We start from the raw sequence: 26,371 nt of genomic DNA, 5'->3' as shown, positions 1-26,371 counted from the left end.
AAAGAATAAAGAATAAAAATAAAATTGTAAAACATGAAAAACATGTAAAAAGATAAATAAAAAAACTTTGCAAATAGCAAAATATTAATTATGAAAAACATTTACCAATTATTTTTTAATTCATTATTTTTGGTAAAATATTTATTATTGTTTTTGATAATTTGGATAAAAAGATGATATTTTATACAACTTAATCACAACATATTATAACATAAAAACTAGTTATTTTGTGGTTTTTACAATTATTGAGTAAAAAATACTCTAAATTGGCTTTTTGAGTTATATTAGAAGTAATAGCAATTTTGTTTTGCTATATTAATATTGTAAAAGGAAGGACAAGCATAAATGCAAATAGTAAGCTTAGGCAAGAAAAAATCTTTATTTTTTAGTTTATTTTTATTTAGTGTACTTTTTATTTCTTTATTTAATACTTATCAAACAGTTGGAGCAGAACTAACAACTGAAACAACAACTGAAAAAGAAACTTAAACTAAAAAAGTTACAACAGTTAAAGAAGACAACAAAACTACACAAACAACAACCCAACCAACCTACCAAAACAGTTGTTACTCAAACTGCAAACGGAGTTAAAACCGAAACAACTACAGTAGAAGGCACTCCTACCAAAACACTTAGAATCAATAAATCATATCCTTGATATATATGGTAATTTAAAAGCATGGCAATTAGCTGAAAAAACTCATATGGAAGATCCTTGGCGCAACTCTTACAATGAAAATAATTTTTTTCATGAAAATGAAATAAGCGATCAAGAAATTTATTATTTTTATTCTGAAAATGAAATTAGATAATAATAAAATCAATGATAATATAGATCTAAATTTAGAACAACATTTAGATAAAAATTTTAATTATATTTTTCTAAAGAGTAATTTTATTAAAAAATTTGAATTCGATTTTAATAATTTTCCTTTAAAAACTATTTCTAATATTTTTGATTCTTTAGAAAAATATAAAAAAAATACTTGGCGCCAAATTATAGAAAATAAAAACTCCAATAGTTTCCATTCTATTTCAGAAATTCGTATAAAACATGTTTGTAAATATTTTTATCAAAAAATTATGGATGAACAACGAGTTTACCAAATAAGAATTAACAATATTGAAAGAATATTTTTTTTCATTGATGAAAAAGGTGTTTGTTGTCCTATTGGATATGATAAATTCCATTTTTTATATTCTATGAAAACCAATCCAAAAAAAGTTAATATTAACAAAATAAAACATTTAATTTATACTAATTTAAGACTTTTAACAACTAATGAAGAATCTGAAAATATAAAAAACACATTAATTTTAAATGAATCCAATCAAGATCAAGTTAAAAATATAATGTCATAATTAAAATCCAAAATTCGTAAATGTCAAAAAATGTTTAATGAAAATTGGACAAATATCTATAAACAATTACCTCAACAAATTCAAAATATTTTAGATTGCAAAAAATAAACCTTTAATTTATTTTTCAATCATTAAATAAAAACATTAAATAATTAAATATATTTTAAACTAAAAGAACTACCTAATTTAGGTAGTTTTTTATTATATTTCACATATTAAAACTATCTTCAAAATTTTTGCATTTTTATTTTCTTTTTTTGTGAGGTATAATATAATTAATAGCATTTTATTAATTCTTCAAAATTCACTCTCATTAATAATATGCTATTTTTTGTATATTTGTATAAAAATAAAGAAAGAAAAAAGAAAGAAAGGTGCATAATAACAAAAATGCCAACAGACACAGTCAATAAAAAAACAAATCGTTTAGTATATGTATTATCTTTATTAAGTTTATTTTTTACTTTTAATATGATGAATAGTAATATTGTTTGGGGAGAAAAATACTCCAAAACAGAGGCAGTTGAAAAAGCCTTTGATAAATTAGCTCATGATTTAGCAAAAGAACCAGCAGCTAAATATTTTGGTAATGAACAAGACCAAAATGAGGCTTTTGATAAAACTTTTACTTTAACATCGACTTCAGGACAAGGTCCTTCTGTTCCTACTAATCACAAAGTCCAATTGGTAAATTATTTATTAAAAGATTTTGGATCATTTAAAACTTATGTAGACTCTCTTACAGAAACAACAAACTACGAACTAGATGGAGCGCAGGGTCTTCATGCAAAATTTAAAGGCAAATTGAACGAATACAAATTAAATCCCACCCAAAGCGCGACTCTTTCCACTTTTGTAACAAATAATCTTTTTGGGGATGAAAATTTTATGAATTTTTTCTATAAAGATAAATCAGCTTTATATGTTACACAAGATGTATTTAAAGAAGCAGTTGCTAAAAAGATGGTGACAAAAACACTTTCAGTTGTAACTGACAAAAAACCATTTGGAAATGTGGCAGAAGCAGTTAAAGCTGCTGTTAAAGAATTATTGGAAGAAGAAGCCAAAAAACAATTTCAGCAAGATACAGATAAACAAGCTAAAGTTGTTGCAGAAGCAATGAAAACTTTTGATAGTAACAAAAAATTTGAAAAAACACTTGAAGAAGAAGTCCAAGCTTCAAAAAAATAAAGTTGAAAATGAAGTAAGCGTTTTTCAAACTCAAGGAACTCTTACCGAAGGAGGCAATACTTTTCCAACAGCTGTAACAACCACTAAAAAAGACGTTGTAGTTACTAAAGAAGTTGTAACAGTAACTAAAAACGGCGTTAAAACTACAACAACTACTGAACCACCACTTAACAAAGTAACAGTTCAAACTTTTGGAGCTGATGGCATTACAGTTGTTAAAACCGAAGTAGTAGAAACTCAAGTTGAAGGTGCAAAAACAACTGTTACAACTAAAGTTGATAACGAAGTAACTAAAGTAGAAACTAAAGAAACTGACAAACCAACAGTTACATTAGTAAAAGCTGATGAAGTTCAAGCCGCTTTTAAAGAATTCACTCAAGAATTATTAGACCATACACCAACTTTATTTTTTGAACAATCAGACTCATTATATGTTACTAATAAATTTGGGGAAATGTCTGGAGTAACTAATTTAGACAAAAACAAATTAGCAACTCAATTAGCAACAGTTTCCAAGTTTCAAGACGCAGTAAATACACTTGGAGCAACATTTGATAAAGCAACAGTTAAGGAAAAATTAATTCAATTACTCAAAAACAACGACGTTAATTCAGATGTTTTAGGTATTTTAAATGATTTTGTTAATTTGGACCAATTTTTAACAGTTGTGTGTGAAAGCAAAGCAGATTTATTTGTACAACAAACAGATAAAGAAGCATTTGTTGCTAAATTAAAAGAAACTTTGGAAAAAGAAGCACATTTTACAAAAAAACTTGATGATGAGGTTAAAGAAGTTGCGCTGTTGCATTTTTTTAGACAACTTTTGTCTCTAAAATTATTCTTTAAGACTAAAAATTAATAGATAATTTCATATCTTTTCAAACTAAAGAAATATTGTTTTCATTCAAAAAAGTGTCTAAAATTTTTTTGATAATTCTTTAGTTTCAAAAGATATTTTTTTAATATTTTATCTTTACACTATATAGTTAGGTAAAAAAAGTTAAAATTCCGTTAAGAAAATAAAAATATAATTATTTTTTTACGTAATTATGTTATTTTGGTCAAAAAAATGTGCAAAAAGAGAACCTCTTTTTCAAGGCTAAAACATTAAAATAAATTAAAAAATAAATTTATATAAGATTTTGGGAATATTGAGAAGGAGATGAATAATTTAATTTAGCTAAAATCCATTGATTGTTCCAAAATTTCGGAAAATGATTGATTATTTTTTTTAATTTTTTGGTTGATTTTTGAAATAAAAAAGGATGTTGATGTTGTAAGATAGTTTTCATTTGGCCGAAAAAGTTTTCAATTACAGCGTTATCGCGTGGAGTTGCTTTTCTTGACATACTGATTAAAAAACCTTTTTTCGTTAAAGTTTGTTGGACTTTTTGTGATTGATAAACTGTTCCTTGATCTGAGTGAATAATACAAGGTTCTTTTAATAGAGGTAATTTTTGGATGGTGTTTAAAACTAATTCTTTATTTTGATGTTTGGAAGTGTGGGAAGCGATAATTTGGTTGTTGAAAGAATCAATAATACAAGAAAAATATAAAAATCCTTGTGGAGTTTTGAAATAAGTGATATCTGTAAAGAGTTTTTGTAAAGGGGCTATTGATATAAAATCTTGATTAATTAAATTATCTACTACTTTTAATTTAGTTTTTAAATTATTTTTATAATTATATTTATTTTTTTTAATTCTTAAACGACAGTTAATGTCGTTTTTTTTCATAATGGTGTAAACTTTTTTCTTGGTGATGAACTCGTTAAAGGTTTTTTGATATAAATCAGTGATTTTACGATGACCGTAAAAATATTGTTGGTGTAAACACAAAGCTTTAATGCGATTTTGTTGTAATAAATATTTTTCTTTTTTGGCTTTGATTTTGTTTTCTGCTTTCAACCAATAATAATAAGTGCTTCTTTTTGTTCGGATAGTTTTTAAAATGGTTGTTAAATTTAGTTTTTGATTAAATTGTTTAACTAATTCAAAAACTGTTTTTTTATCAGTTTTTTGATTTTTTTTCATTAGAGCTTGTAATAATTTATTTTTGTGGATTTCTTTTTCTATTATTTTTTCTATTTTTTTCATGATTTAAATATCGTTTCCCTTTTTTATATCATATACATAATCATTATAACTTTAAATGATTATATTTATTTAAAAAAGGGGGTCTCGCGCAACTGGGGGATTTTTATTTTTCTTCTTCTTTTGTTTTTGTTTGCTTATAATTTTTGTTAGCGCTTCAGCGCGTTAGGGATGTTGTTTGGTTAATTTTTAAAACATCTCTCTTTAATAATGGAAAGGGAAAATAGAGAGTTATTTATATATCGAAAAATAATAATGATAGATGAAAGATACAACGATAATTAAAATTAATAAATCAAATGATAGTAAAACGATGAGTTAAAATAAGTTTATTTATTTTATGTTTTTTATTTTGTTAAATTACTTTTATAATTAGGATGTGTTTTTTAACCCAATAACCTACTTTTCTTTTGATTAAAAATGCTTTGATGTGTTTTAAATCTTCTAATTGATAATAAATAATGTTTGCTTCTTTGTTATAGTTTGTTTTTATAGGGTTGTTATAATTATCTACTTTTTTTGTCATCTAATTTATATAATTTTAAAGTATCTAACTTGTCTATGTTTATTTTGCTAATCAATTCTTTAATATAGTCTTTTTGTTCGTTAAGATAATTAATTTGGAAGATAGGGAAATGCGTTTTAAAGGTATTATTTTGGCTTTTTGGGGGTGTTATGGGGTTGGTGAGGATTTGCGTAGGCGATAAAATCATAACCTAAATCTTCGTAATTAGCTAATGATTTTATTAATCCTAAAACCCCTTCTTGGTATAAATCCTCTTTAGTTAAAAATTTAGGGTAATATTTAAATTGATAAACTAGTTTTTTTACTAAAGGTAAATGAAGTTCGATTAATTGATCTCGAATTTCTAAATTCTTTTTATTTTTTAAAAAATCTTTAAATAATTTTTCTCTTAACATTTAATTCCTTTCTAAAAACATCTTTAGAAAAGATATGAAATTATTTTTTTAATCTTTGAAAATAAAAAAAGACTAACTTAATAGTTAGCCTTAAAGAGTTTTTAAAAAGCAAAAAGTGTCTAAACTTTTGGAACACCTCAAGTAGTTGAAGATTTACTTAAAGCTGAAGTTGATAAATTAGAATTAACTCCAGCTGAAAAAACTCAAGTTGAAACTGAATTAACCGAAACTTTAAACAAAGAAAAACTTACTGAAAATCTTGAAAAAACAGTTCAAACTGCTAAAGAAACAGTTGATGCTGAAACTGAAGCTCAAGCTCAAACTACTCAAAACTCTACACAAAAAGAAACTCCTAAACCTACACAAACCACAACTGAAGAAAAAGAAACTAAAGGCACTAATACAAAAGAAGTTTTAGTATATGTTTGTTTAGTATTACTTGTTCTTTTCTCAACTGTAGGAACAGTTCTTTACGTTAAAAAACAAAATAAATAATAATTTAATATCTTTATAATAGAAAGCTACCATTTGGTAGTTTTCTATTTTTATAAGTTTGGTGAATAAAAAAATATTTAAATAAATTAATTTAACAGTTTTGCAAGGTATTTTAAAGGCAAAAAATTTATTTATTAAATAAGTTTATTTAAGCATCTTTTTTATGTTATATTATAGTTAATGGTAAATTAAATTTGTTATATAAAAAAATAAAAGTAAAGGATTTATGGTATCTCGTTTATGCAAGATAGCAATATTATTGGATATATACGAAAAAATAAAAAACACATTCTAAGATTTAATTTAATTCATATTTGCTTTTGGTCGTGGGTATTAATGCATCTTTATATTTTTGGATTAATAGATTTTAATAACACTAAAAATAAAGAAACAAAAGAAGATAATTACAAAGAAACACTTACTGTAGGAACTATGAATATGCCTCCTTTATCTTTTCAAGGAAAAGATGGTACTATTGGTTCTGATATGGCATTTTGTAAAGAATTAGCAAAAGAACTAGGTTATAAATTAGATATTAAAGTCTATGATGGAGTTGAAGGGTTAACAACAGCTCTAAATAAAAAACAAGTAGATTTTATAATTGGTTCTATGAATAATACTGAAAAACGTCAAAAAAATTTTGATGTAATTAATTATTTAAAAGCAACAGCAAGTATTTTAATTAAAAAGAATAATGAAAAACTCTTTAAACAATTTCAAATTCAAGAAGAGGGAAAAGACAAAGGAAAGATATCTTTTAAAAATAAAGATATTTCACTAGCAGAAAATAATAAAATAAACTTAATAGTACAACAAGGAGGAATTTTTGTCTATACTATAGAAAATGATTATTTTATAAATGATTATAAAAAATATTTTAAATATAAATTAGATGGCGATAAACCTAAAGTAGATAATACAGAATCCTCTGATGTATGTGTTTTAAATGTTAAAAAAGGTATTTCAACTGGTTTTATTACTGATACTCCTATTGCTAAAGGAATTGCAGAAAATGATTCAGATCAATTAGTAGCAATGGAATTTGTAGATAATGAATTTACAGAATCTCAAGAACGTCCTCATTTTCCTCCTTTTGGTTTTTTCATTAAAAAAGGTGATCCAAATCCTAAAGTATCGAAAGAAGAATTTGAAGAAAAAGTTAAAGCAGTTTTAAAAAGTGATAAATTAGACGAACAAAGTAATAATTATAGAACAAATTATCTATCACCAGCTATAATAGAATACAAAGAAATCCAACAAGAATTAAAAGGACAAACTTTTTGGAGTAAAATTATAATAACTCTACCTTCTTATATTAGACCTTTTATTAGTTCTTTTATAGTTGCTTTAGACAGTTTGATTTTAGGTTTTGGAATTACTCTTCTTTGTGTAAAAGTTAAAATTTTTGCTAAACAATCTACTAAGAAAAATAATGATACTATTACTTTTTATTTTTATAAAAGTTGTTCGCGTTTAATTGATGAATTAATTTCAGTACTTAATGCTATTCCTATTGCAGTACAAGCTTTATTATTTTATTTTGCTCTTTCTAATTTTGATATCTTTAAAAATAATAATTATACTCCCTTTATTACTACTTTAATTGTTATTTCTCTTAATACTATTGCAAGTATTACTACTTTGATGATGCATAATATCGAAACATTAGATAAAGGACAAATTGAGGCTGCTTATTCATTAGGAATGAATCAAAAACAAGTCTTTAAATATATTTTATTTGAACAAGGATTACAATTAACTAAACCCTTTATTTGGCAACAATTTATCTTTAATATTAAAGATACTGCATTATTTTCCTTAATTACTTTTGTAAGTTTAATTAAACAAGCCAAAGATAATGCTTCAATTGATTATGATACTCTAACTCCTTATTTTATTGTTAGTGTTGTTTATTTAATCTTAGTTAAAAGTATTCAATTCATCAGTAAAAAGACTAATAAGATAAAATAAATATTATAATTAAATATAATAGATATAAAATATAATTAAAAAATAACATAAATAACATTAAATTAATAAATTATAATAAATAAAGATAAAATACAACAATTATTAATAATATAAATAAAATGTTATAATAAATAAAATAACTAAATAACTTTAATATAATAATAAACATCAATAAATATAATTAAATAATATATAATAAATAAAATCATTAAATATAAATATTTTAATAAGCTTAATAAAACTTTTAATAATTAAATAAATATAATTAAATAAAATAAAATATAACTCAATACTCATCAAAAATTATTATCACTCCAATATTTAATGATATATAATCATTTTATATGATACAATTTTACAATATTATTTGTAATAATTCAATATTTCTTGTACTATTTGCTATTTATTAACAACTAAAAGAACAAAAAAGAAAAAAGAGGTATGTGATATTTATATGAAAAACACCAAAATTATGAGCTATTTTTATCAAAATAAGAAACATATTTTTAAATTTAACTTACTTTTTTGGAGTGTAGTATTATTAACTTTAATGCATCTTTATGTTTTTGGGGTCTTTGAAAAAAAAGTAACTAATGATAATACAAGTGACAAAACAGATACTTTAGTTTTAGGAACTATTAATATTATGCCTCCTTTAGCTTTTGATGGTAAGGAAGGTGTTGGAGGTAGTTTAAAAACTGTAGATGGACAATATGTTAACGGTTCTGATGTTTTATTTTGTAAAGCTTTAGCAGATAAACTAGGTTATAAATTAGATATTAAAGTTTATAGTAGTTTTACAGGAGTACTAAATGCTCTAACAAGTGGACAAGTAGATTTTATAATTGGTTCTATGAATAATACTCCTAGACGTAATGAAGTTGTTAAAGGAATTGATTATTTAAAAGCAACAGCAAGTATTTTAATTAAAAAGAATAAAAAAGAATTTTTTCAAAAATTTAAATTACCCAATCAAGAATTGATAACTTTAAAAAACAATAATGTTGAATTACAAGACAATGAAAAAATAAAATTAATGCTTATGGAAGGGGCTGTTTTTCATATACAAATAGAAAAAGACCATCTAATAAACCATAAAAATAATTTTAAATATGAAGGTACTGAAGCAGACCCCAAAGTACTAACTAATCCAGATTCTGCTGTTTGTGTTAATGCAGTTAAAGATGGCATAGTAGATGGTTTTATTACTGATACTCCAGTTGCTCAAGGTATTGCTAATAGTGATACAACAGGCGAACTTACCACTTTAGAATTTGTAGATAATGAATTTGCAGAACCTGCCTTTGAGCCTTTTGGTTTTTTCATTAGACAAGCACAACACAATCCTAAAGTATCAGAAGAAAAATTCCAACAAGCTGTTAAAGCTGTTTATGAAAGTTCTGATCAGTCAGAACAAACAAAATATTATAATGAGAATTTTTTAAAACCAGCTACCCAAGATTATATACAAATAAAACAATCAAATAATTCTAATGGTGATAAAAAAACTGAAATTACTTTTTGGCAAAAAGTTTGGAAAACATTACCAACTTATAAAAAACCGTTTGTTTTTTCTTTTATGGTGGCTATTGATAGTGTTATTGTAGGATTTTTAATTACTTTGCTTTTTGTTAAAATTAAGATTTATGCAGAAAAACAAAATAAAAAAAATAATTCTTTATTAGCTTTTTATCTTTATAAAGGGCTATCTAAATTAATTGATGAGTTATTTATTTTTCTAAATGCTGTTCCTATTATGGTTCAAGCATTGTTATGTTGGAATTTATTATCCTTATTTGGTTATTTAAAAAATCCTCCTTATCCTTTTTTAGCTACTCCTTTTATTACTACTTTATTAGTTATTTCTCTAAATACTATTGCTAATTTAACTAATTTATTCATGCATAATATTAAAATGTTGGATAAAGGACAAATTGAGGCTGCTTATTCATTAGGAATGAATCAAAAACAAGTCTTTAAATATATTTTATTTGAACAAGGATTACAAAGAACTAAACCTTTTATTTGGCAACAATTTATTCTAAATATTAAAGATACTGCATTATTTTCTGTTGTTGGATTTATGGGCTTTATTTGGCAAGCAGATAGAAATAAAGTATTTGATTATGATCAAATTACTCCTTATTTTATTGTAAGTATCATTTATTTATTTTTAGTAAGAATGACAAATTATTTAGATAAAAAAACTAAAAAGAAAATGATATAATAAGAAAAAAGCATTTTTTAACATTTTAATAAATATTTATTTTACTTCTTTTATAAATTAAAATCAAAAAACCACCAAACAACCAAACCACACAACCAACAAAACAATTAACTTTTACTATTAAGAAAGTATTTAAAAATAAGGAGATATTAAAATTGAGAATTATACCTTATGAACTTTATCCTTATGCCTCTGATCTTGCTTTATGTGCTTTAAGAAAAGAATTTGGTATGTATGATCATTGTTTAAATACTTGCAAAAATAATAAAGCTATGCAACCGTTTTTAGATATGAAAAGAAATTATTTTTATTTATCATTTGATTTATGGGTATTAGAGATGCAACAAAGAAAGCATTATATTAATAGTTTTCATTTGTTTTATGCCAATAAACACAAATATTCCCTTATTAACACTGATTTTATCTTGATATTGGAGTGTTGTATTCAATGGGAAATAAAAGGATTTATGCCTTACAACACTTCTTTATCTTGGTTTTTGGTGGCATTAAAATGTTTAGAACAACAACAACAAGAACCCAAATCCCAAACCAACCCCCACCCCAACTTTGTACCAACTCCATCCACTAATTATTATCTAGATTTTTGTATCTATCAAAAGTTATTATTGTGGTACAAACAAACCTTTATGCAAGCCAACGAAAAAGGGAACCTCAAACCTAAACAACTCAATATGGAAGAAGTAAAAAGCTATTTCCAAAAACAATTAAAACGAATATAGACTTTCAAATAGCAACAATCCATCAATGGATTTTTTTTTATTTTTAAGGTTTTTTATTTGTTTAAAGAAACGCAACGCAACAGTTAGACAACAACAAAACGAACAAAACGCTTTTAGTGGTTCTCAAAGTTTTATTTAAAAATATACCATCTCCTTTTTGATCTTTTTTTAATAACAAATTTTTCATCGATATCCCAAAACATTTACAAAAAAATATAATTTTGCACAAAATTTAACAAAAGTATTTTTTTACTTGCCAAATCCTAAAATGTTTGTTATAATATTATAGTAATTATGTTGTGCGTTTTTGAAGCGCAATTTCGACAGACCAAATTTGCCGGAATTCAATCTTAAAACCATCCAAACATTTGCCATTTATTTTAGCAATTATTTTGCCAAATTTCAATTATTTTTTTAATTTTGAAAAAAAAGCAACAAAACATTTGCTATTTGTTTTTTTATGTGATATAATAAAAAAGGTATTGCGATTTTATTTGCTTTGAAAACATTTTTTGAAAGCAAAAACAACAACTTTTAATTATTTTTTAATTATTTGTAACTTGCTAAATTGCATATTTTGATTATTTATTCTTAATTTATTTTTTCACAAATTTTTACCAAAACTACCTTAATCTTTGAAAACTGAAGATGATAATTAACGAATATTTTTAATTATTTTTTAACACCTTAAAATTGACACCAAAAAGCAATTTTTGATGCATCAATTTTGTAACATACGAAGAGTTTGATCCTGGCTCAGGATTAACGCTGGCGGCGTGCCTAATACATGCAAGTCGAACGGAAGTTTAAGCAATTAAACTTTAGTGGCGAACGGGTGAGTAACGCGTAAGCAATCTGCCCCTAAGACGAGGATAACAGTTGGAAACGACTGCTAAGACTGGATAGGAGACAAGAAGGCATCTTCTTGTTTTTAAAAGACCTAGCAATAGGTATGCTTAGGGAGGAGCTTGCGTCACATTAGTTAGTTGGTGGGGTAAAGGCCTACCAAGACTATGATGTGTAGCCGGGCTGAGAGGTTGAACGGCCACATTGGGACTGAGACACGGCCCAAACTCCTACGGGAGGCAGCAGTAGGGAATTTTCGGCAATGGAGGAAACTCTGACCGAGCAACGCCGCGTGAACGATGAAGTATTTCGGTACGTAAAGTTCTTTTATTAGGGAAGAATAAATGATGGAAAAATCATTCTGACGGTACCTAATGAATAAGCCCCGGCTAACTATGTGCCAGCAGCCGCGGTAATACATAGGGGGCAAGCGTTATCCGGAATTATTGGGCGTAAAGGGTGCGTAGGCGGTTAAATAAGTTTATGGTCTAAGTGCAATGCTCAACATTGTGATGCTATAAAAACTGTTTAGCTAGAGTAAGATAGAGGCAAGTGGAATTCCATGTGTAGTGGTAAAATGCGTAAATATATGGAGGAACACCAGTAGCGAAGGCGGCTTGCTGGGTCTTTACTGACGCTGAGGCACGAAAGCGTGGGGAGCAAACAGGATTAGATACCCTGGTAGTCCACGCCGTAAACGATGAGTACTAAACGTTGGGTAAAACCAGTGTTGAAGTTAACACATTAAGTACTCCGCCTGAGTAGTACGTACGCAAGTATGAAACTTAAAGGAATTGACGGGACTCCGCACAAGCGGTGGATCATGTTGTTTAATTCGAAGGTACCCGAAAAACCTCACCAGGTCTTGACATGCTTCTGCAAAGCTGTAGAAACACAGTGGAGGTTATCAGTTGCACAGGTGGTGCATGGTTGTCGTCAGCTCGTGTCGTGAGATGTTGGGTTAAGTCCCGCAACGAGCGCAACCCTTATTGTTAGTTACCAGCACGTAATGGTGGGGACTTTAGCAAGACTGCCAGTGATAAATTGGAGGAAGGTGGGGACGACGTCAAATCATCATGCCCCTTATGACCTGGGCTACAAACGTGATACAATGGCTGTTACAAAGGGTAGCTGAAGCGCAAGTTTTTGGCGAATCTCAAAAAAACAGTCTCAGTTCGGATTGAAGTCTGCAACTCGACTTCATGAAGTTGGAATCGCTAGTAATCGCGAATCAGCATGTCGCGGTGAATACGTTCTCGGGGTTTGTACACACCGCCCGTCAAACCACGAAAGTTGGCAATACCCAAAGCCGGTGGCCTAACTTCGCAAGAAGAGGGAACCGTCTAAGGTAGGGTCGATGATTGGGGTTAAGTCGTAACAAGGTATCCCTACCGGAAGGTGGGGATGGATCACCTCCTTTCTAAGGAAACAATTATCATCTTCAGTTTTGAGAGACTTAAGAAAGTTTTTCATTGTCACTTGCTTGCAAATTGTATTTGCAACATTTTAATCTTTTTAAGATTAAGGGCCTATAGCTCAGTTGGTTAGAGCACACGCCTGATAAGCGTGAGGTCGGTGGTTCAAGTCCATTTAGGCCCACCATAACCACAAATAGGCAAAATCTTAAAAAAGCTCTTTGAAAAGTAGATAAACGAAGGTTAAAAAATCAAAGGAACTAAGGGCGCACAGTGGATGCCTTGGCACTAAGAGCCGATGAAGGACGCAATTAACGGCGAAACGCCACGGGAAGCTGTAAATAAGTGAAGATCCGTGGGTCTCCGAATGGGAAAACCCATTACATTGAAGATGTAATATTCTTCTAATGCGATTTATCTTGTTAGAAGAAAGGAAACGCGGCGAACTGAAATATCTAAGTAACCGCAGGAAAAGAAAGTAATAACGATTCTGGTAGTAGTGACGAGCGAACCCGGAACAGCCTGATACCATTTCTAGTTACAAAATTTTAACGAAGTAGAAGCTTTTGGAAAGAAGCACCAAAGAAGGTGACAGTCCCGTAAACGTAAGTTAAAATCTAGGGTATCAATAAGTACGGCGAGACACGAGAAATCTTGTCGGAAGATGGGAGGACCATCTCCTAAGGCTAAATACTTCTTAGTGACCGATAGTGAACTAGTACCGTGAGGGAAAGGTGAAAAGAACCCCGAAAGGGGAGTGAAATAGATCCTGAAACTGTGTGCCTACAATTAGTCAAAGCACGTTAATGTGTGATGGCTTGCCTTTTGCAGAATGAACCGGCGAGTTATGATATGGAGCAAGGTTAAGTTTTAAGGAACGGAGCCGTAGCGAAAGCGAGTCTTAATAGGGCGTTTAGTTGCATGTCATAGACCCGAAACTGAAGTGAGCTAGCCATGAGCAGGTTGAAGTTTAGGTAAAACTAAATGGAGGACCGAACCAGGACACGTTGAAAAGTGTTTGGATGACTTGTGGCTAGGGGTGAAATTCCAATCGAACTCAGAGATAGCTGGTTCTCCCCGAAATAGCTTTAGGGCTAGCGTTGATTTAGTAATTTGGTGAAGGTAGAGCACTGAATGAGTAAGGGCTTCACCTCGGGGTACCGAACTCAATCAAACTCCGAATGTTACCAAATAAAATCAGCAGTCAGACTGTGGGTGATAAGGTCCATGGTCAAAAGGGAAAGAGCCCAGACCGTCAGCTAAGGTCCCAAAATTGATGTTAAGTGGCAAAGGAAGTGAAGACGTTTAAACAACTAGGAGGTTGGCTTAGAAGCAGCCATCCTTTAAAGAGTGCGTAATAGCTCACTAGTCGAATGACTCTGCGCCGAAAATGTACCGGGGCTAAAACATCATACCGAAGCTACGGATTGAAATAACTTCTTAGTTATTTGAATGGTAGGGGAAGCGTTCTGACATCAGTGAAGCCATAGCGGAAGCAGTGGTGGAGAGGTCAGAAGTGAGAATGCCGGTGTAAGTAACGAAAAGATAGGTGAGAATCCTATCCGTCAAAAACCCAAGGTTTCCAGGGCCAGGTTCGTCCTCCCTGGGTTAGTCGGGTCCTAAGGTGAGGGAGAAATCCGTAATCGATGGCAAGCAGGCTGAGATTCCTGCACTAGTTAATCAACTGACGGAGGGACAAAGCAGGCTAAACACGCCCCTTATTGGATTGGGGTAGAAAAACTAAGTCTGAGAAGACAGGCAAATCCATTTTCTCATTTAAAGACAAGGTTTGAAAGTAAAGTGATTGATGTCATACTTTCAAGAAAAGCTTCTAGGGCTAATTGATTAACTACCCGTACCGCAAACCGACACAGGTGGGTAGGTAGAGTATACTAAGACGCGCGAGCAAACTCTTGTTAAGGAACTCGGCAAAATTACTCCGTAACTTAGGGATAAGGAGAGCTTTTATTAAAACTAAAAGCCGCAGAGAATAGGCCCAAGCGACTGTTTATCAAAAACATAGGTCTCTGCTAAACCGCAAGGTGATGTATAGGGGCTGATGCCTGCCCGGTGCTGGAAGATTAAAAGGAGATGTCAGGCAACGAAGCATTGAATTGAAGTCCCAGTAAACGGCGGCCGTAACTATAACGGTCCTAAGGTAGCGAAATTCCTTGTCGGGTAAGTTCCGACCCGCACGAAAGGCATAACGATTTGGGCGCTGTCTCAACAAGAGCCTCGGTGAAATCAAATTACCGGTGAAAATGCCGGTTACCCGCGACAGGACGAAAAGACCCCATGGAGCTTTACTGCAACTTAATATTGAAATTGGAAATAAGATGTACAGGATAGGTGGGAAACTGTGAGAGAAAAACGCTAGTTTTTCTGGAGTTGTCCTTGGGATACCACCCTTGTTATTTTTAGTTTCTAACCTGCACATGTGTAATGTGAGGGACAGTGTTTGGTGGGCAGTTTGACTGGGGCGGTCGCCTCCTAAAGAGTAACGGAGGCGTTCGAAGGTTCCCTCAAAATGGTTGGAAATCATTTGTAGAGCATAAAGGCACAAGGGAGCTTGACTGCAAGACTTACAAGTCGAGCAGGGACGAAAGTCGGACTTAGTGATCTTACGGTACCGAATGGAAGGGCCGTGACTCAACGGATAAAAGCTACCCTGGGGATAACAGGCTTATCGCTTCCAAGCGTTCACAGCGACGAAGCGGTTTGGCACCTCGATGTCGGCTCATCGCATCCTGGAGCTGGAGAAGGTTCCAAGGGTTGGGCTGTTCGCCCATTAAAGCGGAACGCGAGCTGGGTTCAGAACGTCGTGAGACAGTTCGGTCTCTATCCGTCGTGGGCGTTGGAAATTTGAAAGGAACTGTCCCTAGTATGAGAAGACCGGGATGGATATACCGCTGGTGTTTCAGTTGGTTCGCCAGAGCCACAGCTGAGTAGCTATGTATAGAAGGGATAAACACTGAAAGCATCTAAGTGTGAAGCCTCCCTTAAGATGAGATTTCCCTATGAGGTCCCTGAAAGACTATCAGGTTGATAGGCTAGAGGTGTAAGAAGAGTGATCTTTTCAGCTGACTAGTACTAATAGACCCATTGACTTTGATTTTTTAAATACCAACGTTTATCTAGTTTTGAAAGATCCTTGGTGCATAAAACTAAGGGGCAACACCTGTTCCCATCCCGAACACAGCAGTTAAGTCCTTAGTACTGACAATAGTTCTTTATTGAGCGAAGATAGGGAGTGCCAAGGTTTGCTTTATAAAAAAGAATAAAAAAGAGGATTAGCTCAGTTGGGAGAGCGTCTGCCTTACAAGCAGAATGTCGGGGGTTCAAGTCCCTCATCCTCTACCAAACAATTACTATCTTTTTTATTCTTTTTTTATAGAAAAACAATAATTTTATTGCCAAAATAGCTCAATAGGTAGAGCAACTGATTTGTAATCAGTAGGTTACGGGTTCGATTCCTGTTTTTGGCACCACTTTATTGTCCCGTTAGCTCAGCTGGTAGAGCACTTGACTTTTAATCAAGGTGTCGAAGGTTCGACTCCTTCACGGGATACCACTTTTTATTAATCTTTCTTTTTCTTTTTCTTTTTTTATTTTTATACAAAATACGAAAAATGTTTATATGTTTGCCTGGATGGTGGAATCGGTAGACACGTGGGACTTAAAATCCCATGGTTTATAGCCGTGTCGGTTCAAGTCCGACTCCAGGTACCATTTTGGGGCTTTAGCTCAGCTGGAAGAGCATCTGTCTTGCACACAGAAGGTCAGCGGTTCGATCCCGCTAAGCTCCACCATAAAAACATTAACATTAATATATTAATCTTAAAATGATGGCGGTGTAGCTCAGCTGGCGAGAGTGTACGGTTCATACCCGTGAGGTCGAGGGTTCGAATCCCTCTGCCGCTACCATGGACCTGTAGCTCAGCTGGTCAGAGCTACCGGCTCATAACCGGTTGGTCGTAGGTTCGAATCCTACCGGGTCCACCATTTTTTTGGAGGAATACCCAAGTCCGGTTGAAGGGGTCAGTCTTGAAAACTGAGAGGTCCGAAAGGACGCGGGGGTTCGAATCCCTCTTCCTCCGCCATCAATTAAATATTATACCGCGGGGTAGAGCAGTTTGGTAGCTCGTCGGGCTCATAATCCGAAGGTCATAGGTTCGAATCCTATCCCCGCAACCAAAATTGGTCCGGTGGTGTAGTGGTTAACATGCTTGCCTGTCACGCAGGAGATCGCGGGTTCAAGTCCCGTCCGGACCGCCATAGGCTCTGTAGCTCAGTCGGTAGAGCAGTGGCCTGAAGAGCCTCGTGTCGACAGTTCGATTCTGTCCGGAGCCACCATATTATTTTCTGATTTTATTTTTTTAACTATATCTTTCTTAAGCCAAATAAACAAATGAGTAGCCCCAAAAAGGCTACTTTTATCTTTTTATATTGTCTTTTATTAAATATTATAACTATTTTAAAATTATTTCCATATGAGACTACAGAATATAAAATTAAAACCACCTTTTGGGGTGGTTTTTTTATTAATATAAATTATAAATACAACTTAAAATTAACATTCGTCTACATTTTTGATTTGTTCCGAATGTCCTAAAAGTTCATTTTTTATTTTATCTATTTGTTTGATTGTTTTTTCTATTATTTCTTTAGTCTTAGGTTCTTTGGTTTGTTTTTCTAAATTTTCCAAATATGAAGGAAAATCTTGTAGATAAAAAAGCAGATCATTTTTACTTCCCATATAATATGGATTTGCATTCAGGACACAACTAAAATTATTAATTTCTTCTTGCTTTTGTATTAGAAAGTTATATAAATGGTTACATATAGTTTCGGTTTACACATCATTACACAACAATTATTAGTGGCAAAAATAGGTTCATTGTGATAACAAATATTTTTTTGTTTTCCTCCTCTTGTAATTGTTACGCTATAAGATCCTGTATTATATTTATTACAATATTCCTTTTTTTGTCCTTTTCCTCCATGGGTCCATAAGTATTTGCCAGATGGTTCAGTTTTTTGATGTTCTCCGTGAATATTTTTAATTGTAAAATATTTTTGCAAAGAAATGTTACTTAAAAAAAATTTAATATATTGTTCAAAAAAAATTCTAAATCTTTGGTTTTAATATTTTTACCTTTTTTATTTAAGTTTTTTAAATTTTTAATGCCTTTTTGATTTTTTTGTAATAATTTATATAAAGTTTGATATTCTAAATCTTTTATATTTTTTGTATTTATAATAAAACAATTACTCAATGCCCAAAAAGTTTTTTCGTGATAATGAACATATCCGCTATCTCTTCCTATGGTTATAGTTCCTGCGTTTTGATTTGCTCTTTCACTTTTACCTTTTGAATATGTTTTTTTATTTCCTCCTATTATTGGGTATTTACCATTTGGACTTTTAGGAGGTTTTTTCTCTCCAGAATCAATTTTTATGAATTTTTTTTTATATTTGTTTTATTAGAAGACATTTTTTACCTCTCTTTTATGATTGAACTTTTTATAAATATATCTACATTATTAAATATTTTATCTTTTTTTATCTTTGTTTTATTAAAGCAAAATATTTAATAATATTTATATACTTTTTTAAATTACACTTTCACTATTAATATTATATAAACAAATGGAAAAATAAAATTATGTTTTTGTACATAATTTTATTTTCTATCATTTATTTTTTCTATTTTTTTCAATAACAAAGAAACTAATAACACCAAAACTAAATAAACAAAGACAGGCACTATTAAAGCCAATATTTTTGCATTTGCACTTGCAACAGATGCGTTTACTGTGCTTCCTGCATTATAAAGTTCATTTATGCCAATAACTCCAAAAACACTACTATCTTTGATATTAACAATAAATTCATTAGAAATTCTTAATAAAGATTTACGGACAACTTGGGGACACACAACCTTTTTAAAGGTTTGTGTTTGTGTCATCCCCAAAGATAATGATGCTTCAATTTGTCCAGAGTCAAAAAATTCCATATTTTTAATCATAACTTCAGCAAGATAAGCAGCTGAGTTAAAAATAATTACAAATAAACCAGATTGCAATGGAGTTAACCATTTAAAATAACCAGTTCCTTTGAGTCCGAAATGAAAAAACATTGCTTGCAACATCATAGGAATACTTTTAATAATAAAAATATAAACATTAATGCTTTTATCAAGTATTTTAAAGAAATATTGTTTTTTTAAACTCATTTTTGTATGTTTATTAAGAGTTATGATTCCTTTAATATAAAGCACACATAAAGATACTATAAAAGCTCCTATGGTACCAAAGAAAGCAATTTTAAATGTGGTTTCAAAGCCTTCTTTATATAATGGATAATATATTTTTAATAATCTTTTTAATAAATTAAACCAATTAAAAATATTTGACATTATTATAAATTAGCATTTTCATCTTTTGCATATTGAACAGCTTTTAATTTTAATGCTTGAGTTGTTTGGTTATCTTGTGTAAAATGTAGTTCTTCTAATGCTTTATTGACCTCTTTTGTTAATTTTTCATTTTCTTTTTTGATTGCTATATGTGATTGTTTGGTGTTTTGGAAAGTTTGGCATTCTTCTTTTGTAAGTTGAGGGTTTGAGTCATAATATTCTTGGATTTTTTCCATTAATTGGTTATCGATGTTTGGAACTGATTTTGCTAATTTTGGATTTTTTGATATAAATAATTCTGCAAAATCAGATTCTAAAATATAACCATCAATTGTTTTTGCTAGCAATCCTAAATTAAAAGCATTTAAATCTTGTAATTCTTGAGGATGATCGCTTATCATTTTTGCTTTTTTTTCGTGTGCAGAATCTTTTTGGTAAGCTATTTTTTTTTCTTTTAAATCTGCAAGATTGTTTACTTCTAAATCTTTGTGTAAGATAACTTTAACTGATCCAAAATGATAAGGGTCTGAAAAAGCAACTGTTTCTTCTCTTTCAGGGGTTTTGGTATGTCCTGCAATAACTAAATCTACTTCATTACTTGTTAAAGCATTAAATAATCCATCAAAATCTATTTTTTTAATAATTAATTTTTTACTTAACTTTTTAGCTAATTTTTTAGCAATTGCTACATTATAACCACAAGCAAATCCATTTTTTTTTCCTTGAATAGGATGTATTTGGTCTTTGTATTGTTCGTTGTTTCCCATAGTAACCCATTCTAAAGGAGCGTATTCAAGTTCCATTCCTACTACTAAATCGCCATTTAATGCAATTTCTTCGGTTGGGGTGGTTTGAGTAGTTGTTTTATCTTTTGTTAGTTGCCACCATACAATTCCTCCTATTATGCCTAAAATTACAAAAGCACCAACAACTAAACTAATAATTAAATTTTTATTCTGTTTCATTTTATTACCTCTTTTGGGATTATATTTTTTATTAATAAAAGTTTTTGTAATTAAAAAAATTATACTTATAATATTTATTTAGTCAATTATAAAATTATCACTTTTGTTATTTGCTCGTTTTTATTAAAACGCCTTATTTAATATTTTTTTTGATTATAGTTTTTCTTTTTGGCTTGCCTATTTTAAATTTATTATTTTTGAATCATTTGTATTTATTAAAAGAAGCATCTTTGAGAAAAGTTTTTAATTTATCACTTTGAGGGTTGTTAAGGATTTGTTGTGGAGTTCCTTCTTCTAAAATTATGCCATCTGCCATAAAAACAATTCTATCAGAAATTTTTTGAGCAAATGCAATTTCATGAGTTACTAAAATAATAGTTATTTTTTCATGAGTTAAATTAGTCATAATATCAAGAACTTCTTTAGTTAATTGTGGATCCAAAGAAGCGGTAGGTTCATCAAATAAAATTATTTCTGGATTCATACATAAGGCTCTTGCAATTGCAACCCGTTGTTTTTGTCCTCCTGAAAGTGTTTGAATGCTTTGAGATGCTACATCTAAGAGTCCTACTTTTTGTAATTTTTCGCGTGCTATTGTTTGTGCTTCTTCTTTGCTTTTTTTAAATACTTCTGTGATTGCCAAAGTGCAATTATTCAAGACATTTTTGTTGGCAAATAAATTGAAATGTTGAAAAACCATGCCAATTTTTTTTCTTAAATTATACACATTATATTTTGGATTTAAGATATTTGTGCCTTCAAATAAAATAGTGCCAAAATCAGGTTCTTCCAATAAATTAAGACATCTTAAAAGAGAAGATTTACCAGCTCCTGAAGGCCCTATTAAAGTAATAATTTCGTTTTGTTTGATTTTTAAATTAATGTCTTTTAAAACAACTTTAGTGCCATATTTTTTTTGGAGATTTGTAATTTCGATGATATTATGCATTTTTATTACCTAATTTGGTTTCTAATTTTTTTAAAAGATAAGAAGAGATGAAAATTAAAATTATATATATTAAAGATGCGTTGATTAAAAAACCAAAATTATTTGATGTTCTATAATTGTTTTTGCTAAAAGTAAAAATATCTACAACTGTAATTACATAAAAAACACAAATATCTTTGATATTTAGAATAAATTCATTGATAATTCGCAGTAAAGATTGATGGATTACTTGAGGACATATAACGCGTTTAAAAGCTTGCTTGCGAGTCATTCCTAAAGCTAGGGATGCCTCAATTTGACCAGGGTCAAAAAAGGACATATTTTTAATCATAAATTCTGCTAACATAGCGCAAGAATTAAAAATAAGGATAAATAGTGCGGCTTGAAAAGGTTCTAACCATTCAAAATAACCAATTCTTCTAAGTCCATAAAAAACAAGCATTGCTTGTAACATCATAGGGACACTTTTAACAAAAAAGATATAAAAATATAAGATAATATCTATTGTTTTGTAAAAATATCTCTCATAAAATCTTATTCGTTTCTTTTTTCTGATTCCTTTGATATAAAGGAGCCATAAAGATAACAAAAAAGCCCCTAATGTTCCTAAAAAAGCAAGGCTTATAGTAGTACAAATTACATTCCAATATGAGGGTAGATTATTTATAAATAAATTATAGCAGTTTTTCATAGGATCGTTCCACAGTTTCTTCCTTTTTTGTATATTTAATTGTATTTTTTGATATAATTTTATACAATTTTACTTAAATTATTTGTTATTTTCTTTGGTTTTGATGTAAGATAATAAATTTCATAATATTTTTTAAAATTCACTTTGTGAATTAGTTAATTTAATAGTTATTTAATTTATTAATGTTTTTCAAAAGAAAAAATATTTCATTTAAGTTTTAATGTCTTTATTATAACACATTATTTGTTTGGTGATGGTGTTTTTTTTACATAATTATTGTTTTTTGATATTTTTGTGCAATGAAATTGATAAAATAAAAACCATTTACGGGAATGCCGTAAATGGTTGTTTTCAATAATTTAATTTATAATTTTAATATTTTTTTATTAAGCTTTATTTGACCCAAAGACTCTTTACTGTATCTTGTATCCAACTTGCAAAAAGTTTATCATTTAATTGTTCTACTAAAAGAAGACAAGATTCATCTACATTGGATAAAAGTGTTTTAGCTTCTTTAAAAATCATTGTTAATATGCTTATTAAATTTGCTTTTGTATTATCATCATCATATGTGCATTTATCAAAATTGTCTACTTCTATATTTTCCCAATAATCAACTCCTAGAACGCTAGAATATAGAAACTCTACAAGTGTTCCAACTTCAGATTGAGATTTAGGATTTTTGGCTTTTAAATATAATTTCATTTTGTAAGCCACGCAAGAACATGATAATGATGTTTTTGTATTTAAAGAATCTTGAAAGCTTTGAACTAAATCATAATCTACTACCTCTAATTTTGGTCCTTGTGATTGTGGTGATTCAGATACAGGAGTTGTTTTTTCTTTTGGATCTTTTTTGTCATCTGCAAAAGCACTTGGAATAAATGCTGATAAGAAACATGAAATAAACACAAATGTAATTACTATCAAGAAAATTAAATAATTGTTTTTAACTGATTTTTTTAACAATTATAAAACCTCCTAATTAAAATATACAAACTTAAAGTAACTATCATCCTGTAGGTTTATTATATCATAATTTAAATGTTTTGTATCTAAAAAACCGTTTTAAAATGACCTGAATTAATTATTCTTTTAATATTTAATTAATTTTAATCGAGATTTAGTTTGTTAAAATTGAATAAAATGCAGTGATTTTATTATAATATTACATTTTTTAACTTTAATTTGTGTTATAATTAGCATGAGAATAAATACATTTTTTGATGATTCTACAAAGATGATTTTTAAAATTTATTTATTTTCTATTTTTGTATTTGCCTTTTTAATTTTTTAAATTTTATTTCAATGTTAAGTTGGAAATAAAATCATATAAAGAAAGCAGGTGATATATAAATTATGGTAAAACTCAAAAAACATAAAGCAAAACTGTTAATATTTGCTGGCTTTTGGGCTATTTTGCTATTTTTAAATCACAATTATTTAATTTTTGCTGACCAAGATGATGATATTGAAAACGTGATAACTCTAATTGAAACTAAAGAGAATCAAACAGAACAAATAAAAATACAATGTCAAGATTTATTGCAAAAGGGCGAGAAAGATGCCTAATTTCTTAGTAAATTAACCACTTACAACTGCAATTAGTAATGCAGTACAACATATTTTTGGTCTATTTTGTGAAAGCAAGATAGATTATAGCAGAAAATAAAAGCAAAAAAACGAGAAACTGTTTATCGTTTGGATTTGCGAGTTGAAAATAGTCATGGAAAAGCTTTGCAATAAGCCTAAGAGAAAAAAACGGGCAGTAGCTATAAGGAAAAACAGTTGATACCTTATATTTTAGGGCAGTTTATATATTTTTTGCGTATATAAAATTTACTAACACTTATTGATTTAAGTGGCAAGCAAAATTGCTAAACCTAAAACCACCACAACCACATAATTTTTTTATTTTTGTATATTAATTGTGGTTATCTCTCCTAAAACTATTAAGGTAAGAAATTAGAGTAACTTCTATCTTCCTAAAAGTTATTTGCTAAAAGAAAGTTATTTGATAAAAGTATAAAAGCATCTAAAATAAACTTAAGTGTTTAGGCTCAAGGAAAAAGCAGAATCGTAGTAGTCGTAAGAAATTCAAAGCTTAGCTGGAATGCATAAGTGGACTGACTTACCAAGGAATTTGGGAAAACCAAATACAAGGCGAAAGAAGAAATATATTTTATATAAACGCTGTATGCTTGGAAACTTGCTTGTACGGTGTTGTGCGAGGCTCAAAAAAACCTAATTATTAGCTAATAATTAAGGCGTTTTGTTTCTATCGCGATAATTACTCAAATCAAAACTGAAATTAATAAATTAGCAGTTAATAATCAAACAGAAATTCAAAAATATTTAAATGATCCCATTTTTATAAATATCCTAGATTTAATTAAAAAAAAAGAAGTAGGAGCCCAACAACAAGTAATTGATTATTTGGAACAAATATATATTTGGGTACAAAAATTAAATACAGATGTTAATAGTATTTTAACATCATTTGAAATATTGACAGCAAAAACATTAAAATTTAGAGAAGTTTCTAAAGAGTACGATAATGTTTTAGACAAAATTACAAATATTTTTTCATATATGAAATCAATATCCACATTAAATGATGAAATATATGAACAAGATTCAAAAAGCAGTGTTTCTGATGAATCATCTAATTTAGATGCAAAAGTACAAGAAGCTTTAGACCAATTGGGTGGAATTAACAAATTAAAAGATCAAAAAGTTCATGTAGATCAATTAAATACTCAATTTAATATTTTAAAAGATCAAAGTCCTTTAACTCCTTCAGGTGTTTCCGGTTCTTCTGATACTTTTCAAAATAATAATTATAATGTAACCAATAGTTTTTTATTTTTTTTCTTTGTAATATTTATTTTATTATTTGTTGTTTTGATATTGTATTTTATTTTTCAAAATTTTGCAAACACAAAATAACAATTAGTTTTTTAAAATTATAAATATTATTTTTACTAAAATCAAGACTAAATTTCCCAAAACTAAATATTTATGATAATATAAAGACCAACTTCAAAGTTGGTCTTTTTTTATTTTGGGGCTTTTTCAAGGAACAAAACTAGTTTAGTATTTTGTAACAATATAATGGATTGTTTCTGAAATTTCTTCTTTTTCGTTGTATTTATCTATGTAATCAATATCAATGCCGTTTTTAAGATAGTAAGTATGAGAAATCTTTTTTCCAGTTTGAAGGCTATATTTAGCTTCATTGTCTATTTTGTTATTGTCTTGGTAATAAATTATTTTTGTTATTTTTTTAGTATTTTGATCAAGATATATGACACAAAATAAAGTTCCTTGTTGTGTAAAGTGTTTTATTTGGAGGCATTTTTTAGTTTGGGGGTTGTATTTTTCAATGAAATTAATAGTTTTTTGATTGGGGTAAAAAGTAGTTTTTTTGATTAAATTGTTTGTTATTGAATCGTATATATTTATCATTTGGGTATTTTCGTTTGAGTTTGTAACAATTAAATTATTTTCGTTTGAAATTAATTTAATTTGGTTAACTATTTCATTATTATTTTCTTTATTTGGTTTATTTTCTTGGATAATCGGATTTGGTAGTTTTGTTGATTCTTTTTTTTGAGTAAATATTTTATCTTTGCGTTCTTTGTTATATAAAATAAAACTACTTAAAAACATTATAATAACCATTAAAATAAGGCACAATATGTGAATTAATTGCCATTTATGCTTTTTTTGTTTGTGTTTGTCTTTGTGTTCTTTGGGATTTGTTGTGTCTTTTTGGTATTTTGTTTCTTTTTTTACAAATTTCATAAAATTACTTTTCTTTTTTGTTATAACTTATCAAACCCCATTTATGCTACAACTTATTTATAAAATTATAAATTATAAAATTGCTAAATTGCCAAATTATCATTGCTAAATCTTTAAATCTTAAAACCAAAAGCACAAATCATAGATTACAAATAAGTACTCTTATTATACAACATATATTGTTATTTGCATCAATATTTTTAAAATTACTCAATATTTTAATATTTTAGCAGTTTTTATTTGTAAATTGATGGAAAAATACAAATATTTAAAATAAATA

Annotated in this window: 19 protein-coding genes, 12 tRNA genes, 3 rRNA genes and 1 pseudogene; 24 read left to right on the top strand and 11 right to left on the bottom strand. The window is 29.0% G+C overall.

The genetic code is table 11. The features are described from left to right. Positions 1-345 precede the first annotated feature (345 nt). The 4 genes from QN326_RS03095 to QN326_RS03080 all read left to right on the top strand — a co-directional run bounded on the left by QN326_RS03095 (position 346) and on the right by QN326_RS03080 (position 3,412). On the top strand, positions 346-489 hold the full coding sequence (locus QN326_RS03095) for a hypothetical protein (protein ID WP_342386463.1): 144 nt from the start codon (positions 346-348) through the stop codon (positions 487-489). A gap of 309 nt (positions 490-798) precedes the next feature. Beyond that, on the top strand, positions 799-1,362 hold the full coding sequence (locus QN326_RS03090; protein WP_342386462.1) for a hypothetical protein: 564 nt from the start codon (positions 799-801) through the stop codon (positions 1,360-1,362). 390 nt (positions 1,363-1,752) lie between these two features. Next, the gene (locus QN326_RS03085) at positions 1,753-2,553 is read left to right on the top strand and encodes a hypothetical protein (protein ID WP_342386461.1); all 801 of its coding nucleotides are present in this window, start codon (positions 1,753-1,755) and stop codon (positions 2,551-2,553) included. Further along, entirely contained in the window at positions 2,510-3,412 is a 903-nt protein-coding gene (locus QN326_RS03080) for a hypothetical protein (RefSeq protein WP_342386460.1), read from the top strand. The genes QN326_RS03085 and QN326_RS03080 overlap by 44 nt, the downstream gene beginning before the upstream one ends. Positions 3,413-3,683: 271 nt before the next feature. Here the strand turns inward: QN326_RS03080 and QN326_RS03075 are convergent, their stop codons facing one another. The 3 genes and pseudogenes from QN326_RS03075 to QN326_RS04175 all read right to left on the bottom strand — a co-directional run. Further along, positions 3,684-4,649, bottom strand: a complete 966-nt coding sequence (locus QN326_RS03075) for an IS3 family transposase (RefSeq protein ID WP_342386452.1) — start codon at positions 4,647-4,649, stop codon at positions 3,684-3,686. Positions 4,650-5,001: 352 nt separating this feature from the next. Then, positions 5,002-5,172, bottom strand: a complete 171-nt coding sequence (locus tag QN326_RS03070; RefSeq protein ID WP_238568768.1) for a hypothetical protein — start codon at positions 5,170-5,172, stop codon at positions 5,002-5,004. Between the two features lie 25 nt (positions 5,173-5,197). After that, positions 5,198-5,567 (bottom strand): annotated as a pseudogene (locus tag QN326_RS04175) (sigma-70 family RNA polymerase sigma factor); the annotation flags it as partial. A gap of 735 nt (positions 5,568-6,302) precedes the next feature. On the opposite strand from QN326_RS04175, the gene QN326_RS03060 reads away from it, so the two are divergent. The 18 genes from QN326_RS03060 (at position 6,303) to QN326_RS02975 (ending at position 17,614) form a co-directional block, all read left to right on the top strand. After that, on the top strand, positions 6,303-8,033 hold the full coding sequence (locus tag QN326_RS03060) for a transporter substrate-binding domain-containing protein (RefSeq protein ID WP_342386459.1): 1,731 nt from the start codon (positions 6,303-6,305) through the stop codon (positions 8,031-8,033). 454 nt (positions 8,034-8,487) lie between these two features. Beyond that, entirely contained in the window at positions 8,488-10,260 is a 1,773-nt protein-coding gene (locus QN326_RS03055; RefSeq protein WP_342386458.1) for a transporter substrate-binding domain-containing protein, read from the top strand. A 155-nt stretch (positions 10,261-10,415) separates the two neighbouring features. Continuing rightward, positions 10,416-11,000: a hypothetical protein gene (locus QN326_RS03050; protein WP_342386457.1), complete on the top strand. Its 585-nt coding sequence runs from the start codon at positions 10,416-10,418 to the stop codon at positions 10,998-11,000. 733 nt (positions 11,001-11,733) lie between these two features. Further along, a 16S ribosomal RNA gene (locus QN326_RS03045) occupies positions 11,734-13,266 on the top strand. 105 nt (positions 13,267-13,371) lie between these two features. Beyond that, positions 13,372-13,448 (top strand) — tRNA-Ile (locus QN326_RS03040). Positions 13,449-13,511: 63 nt separating this feature from the next. Then, positions 13,512-16,376: ribosomal RNA gene (locus QN326_RS03035) — 23S ribosomal RNA — on the top strand. Positions 16,377-16,411: 35 nt separating this feature from the next. After that, positions 16,412-16,520: ribosomal RNA gene (rrf, locus tag QN326_RS03030) — 5S ribosomal RNA — on the top strand. Together the 16S, 23S and 5S rRNA genes with 12 tRNA genes alongside form the textbook arrangement of a ribosomal RNA operon. Positions 16,521-16,545: 25 nt before the next feature. Further along, positions 16,546-16,621 (top strand) — tRNA-Val (locus tag QN326_RS03025). A gap of 52 nt (positions 16,622-16,673) precedes the next feature. Further along, positions 16,674-16,749 (top strand) — tRNA-Thr (locus QN326_RS03020). A 7-nt stretch (positions 16,750-16,756) separates the two neighbouring features. Then, positions 16,757-16,832: transfer RNA gene (locus tag QN326_RS03015), tRNA-Lys, on the top strand. A gap of 72 nt (positions 16,833-16,904) precedes the next feature. Then, positions 16,905-16,990: transfer RNA gene (locus QN326_RS03010), tRNA-Leu, on the top strand. Between the two features lie 4 nt (positions 16,991-16,994). Beyond that, positions 16,995-17,070: transfer RNA gene (locus tag QN326_RS03005), tRNA-Ala, on the top strand. A gap of 38 nt (positions 17,071-17,108) precedes the next feature. Then, positions 17,109-17,185: transfer RNA gene (locus tag QN326_RS03000), tRNA-Met, on the top strand. A gap of 1 nt (position 17,186) precedes the next feature. Beyond that, positions 17,187-17,263: transfer RNA gene (locus QN326_RS02995), tRNA-Ile, on the top strand. Between the two features lie 7 nt (positions 17,264-17,270). Beyond that, positions 17,271-17,361: transfer RNA gene (locus QN326_RS02990), tRNA-Ser, on the top strand. Positions 17,362-17,378: 17 nt separating this feature from the next. Further along, positions 17,379-17,455: transfer RNA gene (locus QN326_RS02985), tRNA-Met, on the top strand. A 5-nt stretch (positions 17,456-17,460) separates the two neighbouring features. Then, positions 17,461-17,536, top strand: a tRNA-Asp gene (locus QN326_RS02980). 2 nt (positions 17,537-17,538) lie between these two features. After that, positions 17,539-17,614, top strand: a tRNA-Phe gene (locus tag QN326_RS02975). Positions 17,615-17,831: 217 nt separating this feature from the next. Here the strand turns inward: QN326_RS02975 and QN326_RS02970 are convergent. From QN326_RS02970 to QN326_RS02945, 7 genes are all read right to left on the bottom strand, one after another. After that, positions 17,832-18,017, bottom strand: coding sequence for a hypothetical protein (locus tag QN326_RS02970; protein WP_342386456.1), 186 nt, complete (start codon positions 18,015-18,017; stop codon positions 17,832-17,834). Between the two features lie 337 nt (positions 18,018-18,354). Then, positions 18,355-18,714: a restriction endonuclease subunit S gene (locus QN326_RS04170; RefSeq protein ID WP_425319135.1), complete on the bottom strand. Its 360-nt coding sequence runs from the start codon at positions 18,712-18,714 to the stop codon at positions 18,355-18,357. A 230-nt stretch (positions 18,715-18,944) separates the two neighbouring features. Continuing rightward, positions 18,945-19,679 carry an ABC transporter permease subunit gene (locus QN326_RS02965; RefSeq protein ID WP_034172061.1) on the bottom strand — a complete coding sequence of 245 codons (735 nt, stop codon included), beginning with the start codon at positions 19,677-19,679 and terminating at the stop codon, positions 18,945-18,947. Positions 19,680-19,681: 2 nt separating this feature from the next. Continuing rightward, positions 19,682-20,644: a transporter substrate-binding domain-containing protein gene (locus QN326_RS02960; RefSeq protein WP_342386455.1), complete on the bottom strand. Its 963-nt coding sequence runs from the start codon at positions 20,642-20,644 to the stop codon at positions 19,682-19,684. Positions 20,645-20,846: 202 nt separating this feature from the next. Continuing rightward, positions 20,847-21,593, bottom strand: coding sequence for an amino acid ABC transporter ATP-binding protein (locus QN326_RS02955; protein WP_342386454.1), 747 nt, complete (start codon positions 21,591-21,593; stop codon positions 20,847-20,849). Next, positions 21,586-22,284 carry an ABC transporter permease subunit gene (locus QN326_RS02950; protein WP_034172021.1) on the bottom strand — a complete coding sequence of 233 codons (699 nt, stop codon included), beginning with the start codon at positions 22,282-22,284 and terminating at the stop codon, positions 21,586-21,588. Before QN326_RS02950 ends, QN326_RS02955 begins: the two co-directional genes overlap by 8 nt. Positions 22,285-22,677: 393 nt before the next feature. Then, on the bottom strand, positions 22,678-23,253 hold the full coding sequence (locus tag QN326_RS02945; protein ID WP_342386453.1) for a hypothetical protein: 576 nt from the start codon (positions 23,251-23,253) through the stop codon (positions 22,678-22,680). A gap of 390 nt (positions 23,254-23,643) precedes the next feature. On the opposite strand from QN326_RS02945, the gene QN326_RS02940 reads away from it, so the two are divergent. Together QN326_RS02940 and QN326_RS02935 are read left to right on the top strand one after the other, a co-directional pair. After that, on the top strand, positions 23,644-23,856 hold the full coding sequence (locus QN326_RS02940; protein ID WP_011160837.1) for a hypothetical protein: 213 nt from the start codon (positions 23,644-23,646) through the stop codon (positions 23,854-23,856). Positions 23,857-24,720: 864 nt separating this feature from the next. Beyond that, entirely contained in the window at positions 24,721-25,233 is a 513-nt protein-coding gene (locus QN326_RS02935) for a hypothetical protein (protein WP_034172034.1), read from the top strand. Positions 25,234-25,377: 144 nt separating this feature from the next. Here the strand turns inward: QN326_RS02935 and QN326_RS02930 are convergent, their stop codons facing one another. Beyond that, positions 25,378-26,091: a DUF2963 domain-containing protein gene (locus tag QN326_RS02930; RefSeq protein ID WP_238568763.1), complete on the bottom strand. Its 714-nt coding sequence runs from the start codon at positions 26,089-26,091 to the stop codon at positions 25,378-25,380. Between the last annotated feature and the right edge of the window lie 280 nt (positions 26,092-26,371).

The sequence above is a fragment of the Candidatus Phytoplasma asteris genome, assembly GCF_038505995.1.
Taxonomy (GTDB): Bacteria; Bacillota_I; Bacilli_A; order Acholeplasmatales; family Acholeplasmataceae; genus Phytoplasma; species Phytoplasma asteris.
This window is presented reverse-complemented; position numbering and strand designations above follow the sequence as displayed.

Bases quoted from the DNA above. Each gene is read 5' to 3' on its own strand.
- QN326_RS03060 (WP_342386459.1), top strand. From the start codon at position 6,303: ATGCAAGATAGCAATATTATTGGATATATACGAAAAAATAAAAAACAC.
- QN326_RS02950 (WP_034172021.1), bottom strand. From the start codon at position 22,284: ATGAAAAACTGCTATAATTTATTTATAAATAATCTACCCTCATATTGG.
- QN326_RS02930 (WP_238568763.1), bottom strand. From the start codon at position 26,091: ATGAAATTTGTAAAAAAAGAAACAAAATACCAAAAAGACACAACAAAT.
- QN326_RS03090 (WP_342386462.1), top strand. From the start codon at position 799: ATGAAATTAGATAATAATAAAATCAATGATAATATAGATCTAAATTTA.
- QN326_RS02940 (WP_011160837.1), top strand. From the start codon at position 23,644: ATGGTAAAACTCAAAAAACATAAAGCAAAACTGTTAATATTTGCTGGC.
- QN326_RS03055 (WP_342386458.1), top strand. From the start codon at position 8,488: ATGAAAAACACCAAAATTATGAGCTATTTTTATCAAAATAAGAAACAT.
- QN326_RS03095 (WP_342386463.1), top strand. From the start codon at position 346: ATGCAAATAGTAAGCTTAGGCAAGAAAAAATCTTTATTTTTTAGTTTA.
- QN326_RS02965 (WP_034172061.1), bottom strand. From the start codon at position 19,679: ATGTCAAATATTTTTAATTGGTTTAATTTATTAAAAAGATTATTAAAA.
- QN326_RS02970 (WP_342386456.1), bottom strand. From the start codon at position 18,017: ATGGGAAGTAAAAATGATCTGCTTTTTTATCTACAAGATTTTCCTTCA.
- QN326_RS02960 (WP_342386455.1), bottom strand. From the start codon at position 20,644: ATGAAACAGAATAAAAATTTAATTATTAGTTTAGTTGTTGGTGCTTTT.
- QN326_RS03085 (WP_342386461.1), top strand. From the start codon at position 1,753: ATGCCAACAGACACAGTCAATAAAAAAACAAATCGTTTAGTATATGTA.
- QN326_RS03070 (WP_238568768.1), bottom strand. From the start codon at position 5,172: ATGACAAAAAAAGTAGATAATTATAACAACCCTATAAAAACAAACTAT.
- QN326_RS02955 (WP_342386454.1), bottom strand. From the start codon at position 21,593: ATGCATAATATCATCGAAATTACAAATCTCCAAAAAAAATATGGCACT.
- QN326_RS03075 (WP_342386452.1), bottom strand. From the start codon at position 4,649: ATGAAAAAAATAGAAAAAATAATAGAAAAAGAAATCCACAAAAATAAA.